The organism is Myxococcus virescens (assembly GCF_900101905.1).
Classification (GTDB): domain Bacteria; phylum Myxococcota; class Myxococcia; order Myxococcales; family Myxococcaceae; genus Myxococcus; species Myxococcus virescens.
The window spans coordinates 68935-83960 of the sequence record NZ_FNAJ01000013.1 but is presented as its reverse complement, the minus strand read 5'-3'; the positions used below and the strand labels follow the sequence as shown (position 1 = coordinate 83960).

Below are 15026 nucleotides of genomic sequence, written 5' to 3'. Positions count from 1 at the left end.
TTTCCCCGGCTCCCACTCCCCCGAGGGGGCCGGGCCAACGTCAGGACCGCATGAAAGCCCTCGCCTCACTTGCCCTGTGCGCCTCGTTCGTTCTCCCCACGGTCGCGAGCGCCCAGCAGCCCACCACTGCCCAGGGCGACCGCCCGGCTGTCACGTTCGATGAAATCGAGCGAGGCATCTACTTCGCGGTGCTCGGTGGTCCCCTGTTCATCACCAACCCGCCGGCGGCCGAAGGCACGCCGCGTCCGTTCTCCTCCGGGCCCATGGCGCAGGTGGAGGTGGGCGTGGACCTGGGCGAGCACGTATCCGTCGGCTTGTTCCTCATGGGATCGAGCGTGCGGACGGGCGCTCAGTACGTGGGCAACTCCGGCGGCGCGGTGTCGGGTGACTTCTCCACCCTGATCCCCGGCGCGGTGTTGCGTGCTCGCCTGGTGGGGTTCGCTGACAGTCAGGAAGTGAAGCGCACCTGGTTCTATCTCCGTGCAGGTGCTGGCTATGCGATGTTCTCGCCGCAGCGGCTCCTCCCCGATTCCGACATTCTTGTGTTTGCCGGGCCCGGAGTGGAGTACTACACACGGCTGCGCCACTTTTCCGTAGGGCTCGAGGTGACGGGGCAGTACCTCGTCTCCGGGGGCTCGTTCGGGTTCGCGGTGGCGCCGAACATTCGCTACGCGTTCTAGCGGGAGAAAGACGTGCCTCAGGAGAATGGAAGCGGTGGGCCGCGCCCGGGTGGGCGTGGTCGTGACGGGGGTGCACCGGGCCAAGGTCCTCGCCGTGACGGACCGGGTGGTTTTGGTGGCCGTGGCGGGCCCGGACGCGGTGACGGCCGTGGGCGTGGAGATGGCCGTGGACGCGGGCGCGATCGCGAAGAGGGCCCCGTGGGCCCTGGTCAGCGTGTCATCTCCGAGCTGAGCATCCTGGAGAAGGCGCTCTCCAAGACGGATTTCGGGGCGGAGAAGGCGCCGCTGCAGGCCATTGTCCGCTCGCTTCGGCCCATGCGGCTGAAGTCGCTGGACGACCTGGACCTGAACACGCGTGGCCGCCTCATCACCACGCTGCTGCGCGTGCAGCGTCAGCCGAAGCCGGCTGCTCCCGAGGCGCCCGCCGCCGCGGAGGCCGCTGCTCCCGCCGAGGCGCCGGCTCCCGTGGAGGCCGCCGCGCCCGCCGAGGGTGAGGCTCCCGCCGAGGGTGGGGCGCCCGCCGAGGCACCAGCCACCGCCGAGGGGGAGGCCGCCGCGCCCGCCGAGGCTGCTGCTCCCGCCGAGGCTGCTGCTCCCGCCGTGGACCCGGCGCGGGAGAAGTTCGATGCGTGGACGGACGTCATCTTCCTCGTCGGTCAGGCCTGGCGTGCCGCGGGTGATGCCGAGCGCGCGGAGGCGGCCTTCGCGGCCAGCGGCCGTCAGCCCGGTCCCGAGGTCGAGGAGCCCGTCGCGGCGCCTCGCTCCGAGGAGCGCCGTGAGCGGGGCGAGCGTCCCGAGCGTGGGGAGCGCCGTGAGCGTGGCCCTCGGCCCGAGCGCGGTGAGCGTGTCGCTTCGGGTGAGCGCCGGGAGCGTCCGGAGCGCCGCGAGCGTCCTGCCCGGGGTGAGCGTCCGGAGCGTGGCGAGCGTCCACTGCCGGAGCTGACGGGCACCTGGGACGAGCAGGCGAAGCAGCTCGAGACCATGGGCCGTACCCGCGACGCGGGCCGGCTGCACGAGCGCAACAACTCCTTCGCGGAGGCGGCTCGCCTCTTCGAGGCGGGTGGCGACCTCAAGAGCGCCCTGCGCAACGCCCTGGCCGGGAGCGACAACGACACGGCCCGCCGTCTGGTGGGTACGCTGCCGCCGGATCAGCTCGCGCCCACGCTGGAGAAGGCCGGCGCCTACGAACTCCTCATGGAGCACTTCGTCGGCAAGGGTGACTTCGAGAACGTGGCCCGCCTCTATGAGCGCGCCCGTCAGTTCGACCAGGCGGCGCTCGCCTACGAGCGCTCCGGGAAGCTCACCCTGGCGCGCAAGTCGTACGAGCGCGCTCGGGACATCGCCAGCGCCAACCGCATCCGTGGGCTCGAGGTGAAGAGCCTGGTGGAGCGGGGGGACCGGCTCGGTGCCGCCACCCTGCTGGCGGCCGTGGGCCAGCGCCGCGAGGCGGTGGAGGTCCTCAGCCCGCTGCCTCCGCCCAAGGCCTTCCACTTCATGCAGCGTCTGAAGCTGGACGACGAGGCGAAGGAGCTGGCGCAGAAGGAACTGGCCCGGGCCGAGCAGGAGCAGAAGCCGGCCGGCCGCGCCCGGTGGCTGGAGCTGCTGGGTGACATCGCCGCCGCCGCCGAGGCGTGGGAGGGCGCTGGCCGCAAGGACAAGGCGCTCCCGCTCCACGAGAAGCTTGGCAACCTGCCTCGCGCCGCTCAGCTCGCGGAGGAGCTGCAGCAGCGTGACAAGGCCCTTGCCCTCTACACCCAGCTGAACGACAGCGCGGGTGTGGAGCGTGCGAAGGCGCTTCCGGAGACGACCGCACCTGCCCAGGCCCCCGCGGCGGATGCGGCGGACGGAAGCGAGGGTGGCGAAGGTGGCGAGACGCCGCCGGACGCTCCCTCGGCCGGGTAGCAAGAAGGCCAATGATTCCCGCCGTTTGGCGGGTTTTGCACGATTGCTCGGGGGCGCTGGCGACCGGTAGAGTTCCGGTCTCTGGCGCCCTCGCTGCTTTTTCTTTCCATTCCAAGGCCCGCCCCTCCATGCAACAGCCCACGCCCTCGTCGCGTCCCACGCTGCGCGTGTCCGATGACCGCACCTTCGTCGAAACCGAAGCGGCACTCGACAAGGCCGGCCGTGTCGAGGATTTGATTCGCCTCTACGAGGGGCGCTCGCGCGATGTCGTCTCCGATGAAGCGGTGCGCCTGCTGTGCCGCGCCGCGGAGCTCGCGCATGATCGGCAGCGCAACACGCAGCGCGCGGAGGAACTGCTCAAGCGCGCGTTGCTGGTGGCGAAGGATCCGCTCCCCGCGCTCCGAGGCCTGAAGCGGTTGCACGAGTCGCGGCAGGATGGCGCCGCGCTGGCGGACGTCCTGGAGCGGCTGGGCGGCGTCACGCAGGGCGAGGAGTGCGCGGGCCACTACGTGAAGGCGGCCGACGTCTACGAGCAGAAGCTGTTCCGGCGCGACCGCGCGGTGCTGTGCCTGCAGCGTGCGGCCCGTGCGAAGCCGGACCGCGCCATCTTCCGGCGCGTGCGTCAGTTGCTGTTGTCGGAGGAGCGCTTCCAGCCGGCCTTCGAGGCCTTGGAGCGCGAACGCGCGGCGCTGGGGGACGCGGGCATGGCGGAGGAGTACGCCGCGCTCGCCGAGCGGCTGGTGGACGACCCCACCGAGCATGAACTGGCGCAGCGGGTGGTGGATGTCGCCCAGGCGCTGGAGCCGCAGAACGCGCGGCTGGAGAAGGCCGCGCGCGCGTTGCAGCGCTTCGAGCAGACGTGGCGTGACCGCGTGCGGATGCTGCGCAGCATGTCGCTGGAAGAGCGCGACCGGAAGAGCGCGGCGCGCCTGTCGCTGCTCGTGGCGAAGCTCTTCGCCTGGTACGACCCGGGCGCGGCTGCGAAGGTGAAGGAGGCGCTGGACCGCTGCTTCCTGCTGTGGCCGGGCATGCCCGAAGGGCTGTCGCTCATCGAGAAGCTGACGGCGCGCTCGGGCGGTGATTTCGCGCCGGCGATCGAGCAGATCGAGGCGATGGCGGGCGAGGTGAAGGACCGCACCGCGCAGGTGGACCTGTGGCTGCGCGTGGGCACGCTGCGCCTTGGCCGGATGAACGACGCGGACGGCGCGCTGGCGGCCTTCGAGAAGGCCGTGGCGGCGGACCCGTCCCGCGCGGACGCGGCCAGCCTGACGGCCGAGCAGCTCCTGGAGAAGGGCCGGGCTCCGGAAGCCGTCGCGGTGCTGGAGCGCTACCTGGGCACGGTGAAGGACCGCTCCACCCAGGCGGGCATGCGGCTGCGGCTGGCGGACCTGTTCCTGACGCAGCTCAAGGACGCGGACGCCGCGCGTGAGCACCTGGAAGCGGCGCTGAAGCTGGACCCCACGCAGGCGCTGGCGGCCTTCCAACTGGCGCGGCTGTTGGCCGAGGACGACGAGTTGGACGCCGTGGTGCCGCTGCTGGACCTGGCCCTGCTGGCGCCGCGTCCGCGCCCGGAGCGGGTGGCCTTCTGCGAAGCGCTCGCGCTGATGTTCGAGGAGAAGGACGACGCGCGCGGGGCCTTCGAGGTGCTGTCGCGCGCCCTGGAGCTGGAGCCGGGCCGTCCGTTGCTGTTGAGCACGGTGGTGGAGCACGCGGAGAAGGCCCAGGCGCAGCCCGCGCTGGCGCTGGCGCTGCAACGCGCGGCGGAGGCGGCGCCGGTGGCGGAGGTGGCGGCCACGATCTGGCGGCAGCTGGCCCAGTTGCTCCAGGGCCCCCTGGCGGACCCGTCGCGCGCGGAGGCCGCATGGCGGGAAGTGCTGGCGCGCGCGCCGGGTGACGCGGCCGCCGTGGAGGCGGTGAAGTCGCTGCAGGCGGCCGCGGCGCTCGCGGACGACCCGAAGGCGCGGCTGGAGGCGGACGTGGCCCGGCGCGAGGCGGCCGGCGCGGCGCCCGAGGAGCTGGAGCCCTTGGTGCGTCAGTTGGTGCAGCTCGCGCCAGAGGATGCGGCGGGCGTGCAGCGACTGCAGGCGCTGTGCGTGGCCCTGTCGAAGTTCGACGAGGCGGCGGCGCTCGCGGGGCGGTTGGCGGGCCTGGCGGAGACGCAGCTGGAGCGCAACGAGTGGACGGCGCGCCAGGCGAAGCTGTACGCCGAGCGGCTGGGGCGTCAGGAGGACGCGACGGACCTGTTCCTCGGCCTCCTCTCCGAGAACGTCTCCACCGGCGTGGTGGTGGGCGGACTGGAGCGGTTGGCCGCGGCGGGCATTCGCACGGCGGAGGTGACGGAGGCGCTGGCGGCGCACTACGGACGCAGCGGCGACCACCAGCGGCAGGTGGCGGCGCTCCAGCAGCAGTTGGAGGTGACGACGGAGCCCACGGCCCGCAAGCGCCTCTTCTCGTTGCTGGCCAGCATCCATGAGAAGCAGCTCGCGGACAGCCGCGCGGCCTTCGACGTCCAGGTGCGCGCGCTGCGCGAGGACGCGAAGGACGAGGGCTCCCGCGCGGAGGCGCTGCGGCTGGCCAGGGACTTGTCCGCGCACGCGGAGCTGGGGCGTGTGCTGCGCACGCTGGCCTCCGAGTCCGAGGACCCTGCGGTGGCCGTGCCGTTGCTGCTCGAGGCCGCGAGCCTGGCGGAAGAGGGCGCGCTCGCCGCAGAGGCCATCGCGGCGCTGGAAGCGGCGGTGACCCGTGCGCCCGAGTCGAACGCGGTGCTGCAGCGGCTGGTGCGTCTGTACGGACGCGCGGGCCGGTCCGCGGACGCGGAAGGACTGCTGCGCAAGCGCATCCAGGGCGCGCGTGGGCAGGAGCGGCTGGAGCTGCTGCTTCAGCTGGTGGACCTCAACTCGGAGCTGGGACGCGATGCGCAGGCGGCCGAGGCGCTGCAGTCCGCGCTTTCGCACGGCGCCGAGGAAGGCCGGCATCTGCCGCGCCTGGCGGAGCTGTACGAGAAGGCGGGCCGGACGCGCGAGCTGGGAGACACGCTGGCGCGGATGATTGCGCTGGCCGAGTCCGCGGGTGACGCGGACAGAGTGGCGCGGCTGAAGCTGCGTCGTGCGCACCTGCTGCAGGAGTCGCAGGACGGCAGCGCGGAGGCGGTGCAGAGCTTCGCGGACATCCTGCTTCAGCGCCCCACGGATCCGGATGCGTTGGCGGCGCTGGAGGCCATGCTTGCCTCGGGCCCGGCGCGCGAGGCCGCTGCGCGTGTGTTGGTGCCTGCCTTCGAGCGCACCAAGGACCACCGCAAGCTGGTGGCCACGTTGGATGTTCTGGCGGAAGTGGCGAAGGACGACGCCGCGCGAGTGCAGGCGCTGCGACACGCGGCGCAGGTGCACCTGACGCACCTGCGGCAGCCGGAGCTGGCCTTCGCGGCGTTGGCGCGCGCACTGCGCCTGGCGCCCGGTGACGCGGGGCTGCGCTCGTCGGCACGGCAGGCGGCGGAGGACGCGGACTCGCTCGACAGCTACGCGGAGATCATCGCGGAGCTGGCGGAGGAAGGGGACGTCGGCCCCGCGCGACTGGCGCTGCTGCGCGAGCTGGCCGAGGTGCAGGAGAAGAAGCTGGACGACAAGGCCGGCGCGGTGAAGGCGCTGCGCGATCTGCTGGCCATCGAGCCGGGCAACCTGGACTGCCTGCGCGCCCTTCAGCGGTTGCATCGCGCGGGGGAGGAATGGGCGGCGCTCGCCGAGGTGCTGGAGAAGCTGGCCGCGGCGTCGCCGGAGCCCGCCGAGCAGCTGGCCTTCTTGCGCGAGGCGGCGCTGCTGCACGAGACGAAGTTGATGGACAAGGAGAGCGCCGCGGACGCGTGGCGCGTCATCGCGGAGCGCGACCCGGCGAGCCGTGAAGCCGCGGCGACCCTGGACCGGCTCTACACCGAGAGTGGCCGTCACTCCGACCTGGCCTGGGCGCTGGCGCTGCGCCGCAACCAGGAAGGGCAGAGCCCGCAGGGGCGTGAAGTCTCCTTCCGTCTGGCGGAACTCCAGCGCACGGTCCTGGATGACCCGAACGCGGCGCTGGGCCTCTACCGGAAGATTCTGGCCGAGGACTCGGGCCATCCAGGTGCGCGCGCGGCGCTCGAGGCCTGGGTGAAGGCAGCGGTGCCCGCGAGCGGCGCGGCGCTGGATGTGCTCGACCCGGTGCTGGTGCAGGTGGGCGACCACGCCCGCCGTGTGGCGCTGCGTGAAGCGCGGATGACTTCCGCGCTCACCGTGGAGAAGATCCTCCTCTCGGGAGAGGTTCGCCGCATCTACGAGCGCGACATGCTCCAGCCTTCGCTGGCGTTCATGTCCGCGGTGAAGTCCTTCGCGCAGGGTTTGGACCGGGAAGGCGTGCAGCCGGACCTGGAGCGGCTGGCGCGCGAGACGGGCTCGCACGAGGTGCTGGCCGAAATCTACGAGACGGCGGCGACGGAGCTGAACGCGGGAGACCCCGCGGCGCTGGAGTTGCTGCGGCGCTCGGCGGAGCTGCGCGAGTCGCTGGACCAGCCCGAAGAGGCCGCGCGGCTGTGGAAGAGCCTGCTGGCGGACGCGCCCCAGGACCGGCAGGCGCTGGAGGCCCTCTCCCGCCTGTACGAGAAGGGGCAGAACGCCAAGAGCCTGTCGGAGGTCTACACGCGTCAGGCGCAGCTCTCCACCGACCCGGAGGAGCGCGTGGGCCTGCTCCTCAAGGCGGGCGAGGCGTACGCGAACGCGGGTGAAGACGCGAAGGCCATCGAGACGTATCGCTCCGCGCTGGCGCTCCGGAAGGTGCCCGAGGGCCTGCTCGCGCTGGAGAAGCTCTACGCGAAGTCTCGGCGCTTCGTGGAGCAGGCGGACGTGCTGGACCAGCTCGCGGATGGCGCCGCGGATGAAGGCGCACGGCGCAACTGGCTGCTGAAGCGCGCCCAGCTCCTGGAGAAGGAAGTGGGGCCGGCGGAGTCGCTGCCGGTGTACCGGCGTCTGCTGGAGCTGGCGCCTGGAGACGGACAGGTGGTGGCGGGCCTGGAGCGGCTGATGGCGCACGAGGCGCCTCGCTCCGAAGCGGCGCGCCTGCTGGAGCCTGTCTACCGTGGCGTCAACGACACCCGGAAGCTGGTGGACGTGCTCGAGGTGCTGCTGCCGGGCGTGGCGCCCGAGCGGCGGCTGGAGCACCTCCAGGAGATCGCCACCCTGCGCGAGGCGCTGGGGCAGACGTCGCTCGCCTTCGTCGCACGCCTGCGCGCCTTCAACGAGGCACCGCAGGAAGCCGCGGTGCGCGACGAGCTGGAGCGGCTCGCGGCCGACTCCGGTGCTTTCGAGGAGGTGGCGGCGGCCTACGAAGACCAGCTGGAGCGCGGCGCGCAGGATCCGCTCGCCGGTGACTTGTGGCGGCGCCTGGCGGGCATCTACGACAACCGCCTCAAGCGTTACGACCTGGCCGTCCGTGCGATGGAGGAGATGTCGCGCAGGGACCCGAAGAACAAGTCGGTGTTGGACGCCATCGCCCGGGTCCACCGCCGCACAGGCGCGCACCGCGAGCTGGCGCTCGTCATGCGCCGTCAGGTAGCGGCCGAGGCGAACCCGTCCTCGCAGGTGAACCTGCTCTTCGAGCTGGCGCACCTGGCCGAGGAGACGCTGGCGGACAAGTCGCTGGCGGCGCAGTCGTACCGGGAAATCCTCGGCCTGCGGCCGGAGAACGCCAACGCGCTGAAGCTGCTGGGGCGGGTGCTCGCGGAGATGGAGCGCTGGCCGGAGCTGGCGCAGCACATCGAGCGGGAAATCCAGCTCGCGGACGAGCGCGGCGCCCAGGAAGAGGCGTCCGACCTTCGAGTGCGCTTGGGCCGGCTGAAGGTGTCGCGTCTGGACGACCCGCGCGGCGCACTGGAGCTGTACCAGGCCGTGCTGGCGCGCCGGGAGGGGCATGCCGGTGCGGTGGGCGCGCTGGAGGAGATGGCGCGCTCGGAGAGCCCGCTGCGTGGCGCCGCGGCCAGTGCGCTGGAGCCCGTCTTCGCCTCGGTGGGCAACCACCTGAAGCAGGTGGAGATGCTGGAGTCCCGTGCCTCGGCGGAGGCTGTGCCGCAGGAGCGCGCCGCGCTGCTGCGCCGCATCGCGGAAATCTACGCCGGCTCGCTGGAGAACGCGGAGATGGGCTTCCTGGCAGCCACGCGCGCGCTGCGCGAGCTGCCGGATGACCTGCGCTCGTTGGAGTTGTGCGTCGCGCTGGTGGACAAGGCAGAGGCGCCCGAGGAACTGGCCGCCATCCTGACGGAGGTGGTGGGCAAGGCGGGCGATGCGTCCCGCGCCGAGCTGTACCGCGCGCTGGCCCGCATCCAGACGGACCTGGGCGAGCCCTCCGAGGCGCTGGTGTCGTGGAAGCGCGTGCTGGAGCTGCGTCCCACGGACACCGAAGCGCTGGATGGCACCGTGCGGCTGGTGGCGTCGCAGGGCAAGCCCACGGAGCTGCTGGAGGTGCTGCGCCGGCAGCTCGCGGTGGCGGAGGACCCGGTGCGTCGCGCCACGGTGCTCTTCCAGATGGGCACGCTGCAGGAGGAGCAGCTCAATGACGCGCTGGGCGCGCTGGCCACCTTCCGGCGCCTGCTGGAAATCAAGCCGGACGACCTGCCCACGCTGGAGCGCATGGAGGCGCTCTGCCAGAAGCAGGAGCGCTGGCCGGAGCTGGCGGACGCACTGGCTCGCCGCATCGCGCTGATTTCCACGGAGGAGGGACTGGAACTGAAGTTCCGTCTGGCCATCGTGCGTGAGTCGCGGCTGCTGGACCGCACAGGCGCGCTGGCGCTGTACGGCGAGGTGCTGTCCGTGCAGGCCAACCATGCGGGCGCGGTGGGCCGCATGGAGGCGCTGGTGACCCGCGAGCCGCAGAACCTGCTCGCGGTGGAGACGTTGCTGCGCGCCCTCCGCGCCAGCGGCGACATCACGCGTCTGGCGCAGGTCATCGAGACGCGTGTGGGCGTGTCAGGCGACGCATTCGAGCGCAAGGCGCTCCTGGGCGAGCTGGCCACGCTGCGGGAGTCCCAGGAGGAGTCGGAGCTGGCCTTCCTGGCCCTCTTCCGCGCCTTCAAGGAAGACCCGAACGACGCCGCCGTCCGTGCTCGGCTGGAGAACGCGGCGGATGCGTCCGCCAGCTATGACGAGCTGCTGGCGGCCTACGAGGAAGCGCTGCCGCGCGTGGCCGAAGCCGCGGATGCCGCGCAGGTCTGCCTCCGGTTGGGACAGATGCTGGAGACGAAGCTGCGCGACTCGGACCGCGCGGTCTCCTACTACGAGCGCGCGCGCACGCTGCACCCCACGGTGCAGGAGCCGTCGCTGGTGGCGTTGGACAGGCTGTACCTCCAGTTGGAGGCCTGGCCGGAGCTGGCGGGCATCTTGGAGGCCCTGGTTGCTGGCGTGACGGAGCCCACGGACCGGGTGGGCTACTTGTTCCGCCTGGGCCAGCTCTACCAGGAGCGGCTGGACAGCCCGGACCGCGCGGCGGGTGCCTACGAAGGCATCCTGGCGTTGGACCCGGAGCACCTCGCGTCGGCGCGGCTGTTGGAGGGCATCTACGAGTCGGCGGGCGCGTCGGAGAAGCTCTACGGCATCCTGAAGCTCCAGGCGGAGAAGGTGTCGGGCGCCGAGCGCGACCGCGTGCTGGCGAAGATGGCGCAGGTCTCCGCCGAAGGACTGGCGGACCTGGGCGGGTCCATCGAGCTGTACCGCGAGCTGCTGGCGAAGAACGCGCGCAACGAGCAGGCGTTCTCCGCGCTGGAGTCTCTCTACGAGCGCGCTGACCGGCCGCAGGACCTGCGTGAGCTGCTGGAGGGCCGGCTGGCGGTAACGCTGGACCCCCGCGAGGTCGTGCGCCTCAATGAGCGCCTGGGCCGCGTCGTGTACCGCCTGCTGAAGCAGCCGGAACAGGCCGTGCCGTTCTTCAAGGCCGCGCTGGACCGGGATGCACGTCACCGCGGCGTGCTCGACACGCTGCGCGAGCTGTACGACGAGACGGGCCAGCGTGAAGAGCTGGTGGGCGTGCTGCGCCGGCTGATTCCTCTTCAGGAGAGCAGTGACGGCGTGAAGGCGCTGCGTCTGCGCCTGGCGGAAGTGCTCGCCGGCATGGGCCGCCGCGAGGAGTCCCTGGACGCCGCCCGGCGCGCGCTGGAAGTGGAGCCGCACCAGATTCCCGAGCTGGACCGCGTGCACGAACTCTTCGTCTCACTGCGTGCGTGGAACGACGCGGTGCGCGCGCTGGAGCTGAAGGTGCAGGTGCACCTCCTGACGGAGGAGCGTGAGCAGGCTGTCGCTGCTTACTTCGCGGTGGCGGACCTGTGGGTGGGGCAGGGCGGCAAGCCCGAGCTGTCCTCGGGCGCGCTGGAGAAGGTGCTCGAGCTGGACCCCGCCAACCGCACCGCCTACGAGCGCGCGTGCGACCTGTACCGGACGCACAACGACTGGCGTGCGTACGCCCAGGTGATGGACCGCTACATGCCCCACCTCGTCACGGACGAGGAGAAGCTGGCCGCGCTGCGCGAGCTGGCCCGGGTGCAGGAAGTGCGGCTGGGACAGAAGGACGTGGCCTTCCTGGCGCTGTGCCGCGCGCTCCAGTTGGACGCGTCGGACGACACGCTGCGCGAGGAGGTGGAGCGGCTGGCCGACGAGACGGGCAGCCACGAGGAGCTGGCCGCCGTCTACGAGGAGGTCGCCGACGAGCTGCCGCGTGGCGCCCTGGCCGAGCGGCTCTACGCGACGCTGGCGCGTGTCCACGACACGCACCTGGATGACCCGCAGGCGGCGGAAGCGGCGTTCCGGAAGATTCTCGAGTTCGACCCGACCAACGCCACCGCGCTGGATGGGCTCGCCGCGGTGTTCCAGCGGCGTGGCCGTCAGCGTGAGTACGTGGTGGCGCTGGAGCAGAAGCTGGAGGCCGCCGGCTCCATCGAGCAGCGCAAGGGCATCCTCCGCGAGATTGCCCGCGTCTGGGACGAGCAGCTGGAGGACCCTGTCGAGTCCGCCAGCGCGCTGCTGCGTGCGTTGGAGCTCGAGCCCGACGCGGAGACGCTCGGCGTGCTCACCGCGCTGTACCGTCGTCAGCGGTCGTGGCCGGACGTGGCGTCCACGCTGCTGCGGGCCCGGGACCTGGCGGACAGCATCGAGGAGCGCGCGCGCATCCAGGTGGAGGTGGCGGGCGTCTACGAGCGTGACATCGGCGACGACGAGTCGGCGGTGGCCGCGTACCGGCAGGCACTGGAGTTCGACCCCGTCAACCGCGAGGCGCTGGAGTCGCTGGAGCGGCTCCACACGCGGCTGGACCACCCGGCGGACCTGCTCGCCATCTACGAGCGGATGCTGGAGCTGAGCGAGGACTGGCGCGAGAAGATCCGTGTCCTCTTCCGCAGCGCGACCATCTGGGAGGACAAGTACCAGAACCCGGCGAACGCGGACGTCTGTGTGGAGAGCGTGCTCGCCATCGATCCGCAGAACGTCCAGGCCATCAAGACGCTCATCCGGCTGCGCCGGGCGCAGGCGCGGTGGGAGGACCTCATCGCGGCGTACGAGCGGCAGCTCGCGCTGGCCGTCAGCCCGCAGGAGCAGGCCGAGCTCTACGTGGACATCGGCAACGTCCAGTACCAGCAGCTCAAGGCGCTGGACCGGGCGGTGAACAACTACCACGCGGCGCTCGCGGTGGACGCTGAGTGCCGTCCGGCGTTGCACGCGCTGGGCACGATGTACGAGCGCAGCGGCAACTGGCCCTTCGCGCTGGAGATGCTGTCGAAGGAGGCGGAGCTCGCGGGGCAGTCCAAGGACGCGGTGGAGCTGTACTACCGCCTGGGCAAGATCAACGAGGACATGCTGATGGACACGGGCAGCGCCCGGACCGCCTATCAGCAGGCGCTCGCGGTGGACCCCGGCCACCTGCCCAGCATCCGCGCCCTCAAGGGCATTCAGGAGCAGGAGAAGGACTGGAGCGGCTACGAGCAGACCCTGCGTCAGGAGGCGGAGCAGACCGAGGACCCGGCCGCCAAGGGCCGCGCGCTGCTGGACGTCGCGCGCTACCACGCGGAGACGCGCGAGGACCGGGACACCGCCACCGGCTACTGGCAGGAAGCGCTGAAACACATCCCGGACAGCCTGGAGGCCGCGCGCCCGCTGTCGGACGTGTACATCGCGCACGAGGACTGGGCCTCGGGCGAGCGGATGCTGGACATCGTCACGCGGAAGATGGCGGAGATGGCGGTGGCGGACAAGGACTCCGTCTCCGCCGCGGACCTCTGTCGTCAGCTCTATCGCCTGGGCTACGTGGCGGAGAAGCTGGGCAAGCGCGACAAGGCACTGGGCTGCTACGAGAAGGCCTACGAACTGGACGCCACGTACCTGCCCGCGCTGGAGGGTTACGGCAACCTGCTGGTGCAGACGCGCCGCTACGAAGGCGCGCTCAAGGTCTTCCAGACCATCCTCATCCACCACCGCGAGGAGCTGACGGACCTGGAGGTGGTGGAGGTGTACTGGCAGCTCGGCGACATCCACGCCGCGCTGAACCAGACGGACCGCGCGCAGAACCACTTCGAGAAGGCGCTGGCCATCGACCCAGGCCACGAGCCGACGCTGCGCGCGTTGGTGGCGCTCCTGGAGAAGCAGGGCCAGTACGAGAAGTCCGCCGAGCTGCGGCAGCAGTTGGTGGGCGTGCTGGAGGGCGAGGCCCGCGCGAAGGTGTGTCTGGAGCTGGGCCGCATCGCGCGTGACGAACTGCACGACCCGTACATGGCCATTGACGCCTTCACCAACGCGCTCAAGTCGCAGCCGGATGCGCCGGAGGTGATGGACCAGCTCTACGTGCTGCTGCGCGAGACGCGTCAGGGCCAGAAGGCGGCGGACGTGCTGGCGCGCATGCTGGCGCTCCCCGCGCTGGGCCTGGAGCCGCACAAGGCCAAGCGTGTCTGGTTCGCGTTGGGCGAGCTGCGCCGCGATGACCTGAAGGACGTGGAGGGCGCCACCGAGGCCTTCAACGCCGCCCTGGACCTGGACCCGCGCTTCGTGGAGGCCTTCAGCGCGCTGGAGGCGATGCTCGGCGCGGCGCGCCAGTGGAAGCAGCTGGAGGAGAACTACACGAAGATGCTGGGCCGGCTGCCCAAGACGCCGGAGACGCACGTGGCGCGCATGGCGCTGTGGCGCGCGCTCGGCGACCTGTACCTCCAGGTGCTCAAGCACCCGGAAGGCGCGGTGGCTGCGTACGGCGTGGCCGCCAAGGGCCTGCCCGACGACGCGGCGGTGCAGGAGGCCTTCGCGGACCTCGCCGGCCAGATGCCGGGCCGGGAGGACGAGGCCATCGCGGCGCTCCGTCGCGCGCTGCCGAACACGACGGACCCGCGCAAGGTGGTGGGCGCGTTGGTGCGTCTGTCCGCGCTGCGCAAGAACTACGACGGCGCCTGGCTCGCCGCGCAGGCGGTGTCCGGCCTGCTGGGCGAGGCGGGGGAGGACGAGCAGGAGATCCTCACCAAGCTGGGGCCCTACGCGAAGAACAAGGAGAAGGTGGAGCCGCGGCCGCTGAACGACCAGCTGTGGCACAACCACCTGTTCCACCCGAAGGCGCGCGGTCCGCTGGCGGAGCTGCTGGGCCTCCTCTTCGCGAAGGTGGGGCACCTGTACGCGGTGCCGTCCCAGCAGTACCAACTGGTGCCCAAGCGCCACCGCATCGACGTGGCCAGTGCGCCCGAGTACCACGTCCACCACTACCGGTACGTGGCGCGCGTGCTGGGCATGGAGGCGGTGGAGCTGTACTCGCCCTTCCTCGTGGCGACGCGTGAGCGGATGGCGAAGCGCTCCAACGAGCCAGCGCCCGAGCCGCTCATCAACGTGGAGTTGCTCCAGACGCACCCGGCCTCGCTGCGCGTGGGCGGCAAGTACTTCGCGGAGCAGGGCCAGAAGGAAGTCTATTATCTCCTGGGCCGCACCCTGGCGCTGGCGCGCTCCGAGCTGGCCTTCAGCCAGCGCGTGGCCCCCGAGCGGCTGGAGGCCATCCTCCAGGCGGCGCTGAGCCTCGTCGTGGGCAACGTGCGCATCGCGGAAGCGCAGCACCTGGTGGAGCCGGAGCGTCGGCTGCTGGAGCGGAGCCTCAACGAGCCGGACCGCGCGGCGCTGGCGAAGGCGGCGCGTGCCTGGTTGCCCACCGCGACGCCGCAGGCCGTGCGGCAGTACCTGGAGGGCGCGGAGCTCACCGCGGCGCGGGCGGGTCTGCTCGCCGCGGGAGAGATGGAGCCGGTGCGCCGAATGGTGCAGGGCGAGACGGGCTCCGCCTTCCGCGTCCCGGTGCGCAACAAGCTGCGGGAACTGTTGGTGTTCGCCACCTCTGAGGACCTGCACGAGCTGCGCGTTGCCGTGGGTACGCACGTGGAGGTACAGGTGCGCAGGTAGAGACAGACCCCGACGTGGGGTTCGTACGTTAAAA

4 protein-coding genes are annotated in these 15026 nt (G+C 71.6%); all 4 read left to right on the top strand.

What is annotated here, in order from left to right; all coding sequences use genetic code 11:
- Positions 1-50 precede the first annotated feature (50 nt).
- The 4 genes from cglE to BLU09_RS28725 all read left to right on the top strand — a co-directional run bounded on the left by cglE (position 51) and on the right by BLU09_RS28725 (position 14992).
- The gene (gene cglE / locus BLU09_RS28735; protein ID WP_011554849.1) at positions 51-680 is read left to right on the top strand and encodes an adventurous gliding motility protein CglE; all 630 of its coding nucleotides are present in this window, start codon (positions 51-53) and stop codon (positions 678-680) included.
- Positions 681-705: 25 nt separating this feature from the next.
- Positions 706-912 carry a hypothetical protein gene (locus tag BLU09_RS39935; RefSeq protein WP_186817855.1) on the top strand — a complete coding sequence of 69 codons (207 nt, stop codon included), beginning with the start codon at positions 706-708 and terminating at the stop codon, positions 910-912.
- A complete protein-coding gene (locus BLU09_RS28730) occupies positions 879-2582 on the top strand; it encodes a DEAD/DEAH box helicase (RefSeq protein WP_186817854.1) in 1704 nt (567 codons plus the stop codon). The genes BLU09_RS39935 and BLU09_RS28730 overlap by 34 nt, the downstream gene beginning before the upstream one ends.
- A 128-nt stretch (positions 2583-2710) precedes the next feature.
- Positions 2711-14992 (top strand): tetratricopeptide repeat protein, encoded by a 12282-nt coding sequence (locus BLU09_RS28725; protein WP_090493072.1) that lies wholly within the window; start codon positions 2711-2713, stop codon positions 14990-14992.
- The last annotated feature ends 34 nt before the right edge of the window (positions 14993-15026 follow it).

What these genes read in the sequence shown, in the direction of transcription:
- cglE (WP_011554849.1), top strand. Translation starts at nt 51, where the DNA reads ATGAAAGCCCTCGCCTCACTTGCCCTGTGCGCCTCGTTCGTTCTCCCC.
- BLU09_RS39935 (WP_186817855.1), top strand. Translation starts at nt 706, where the DNA reads ATGGAAGCGGTGGGCCGCGCCCGGGTGGGCGTGGTCGTGACGGGGGTG.
- BLU09_RS28725 (WP_090493072.1), top strand. Translation starts at nt 2,711, where the DNA reads ATGCAACAGCCCACGCCCTCGTCGCGTCCCACGCTGCGCGTGTCCGAT.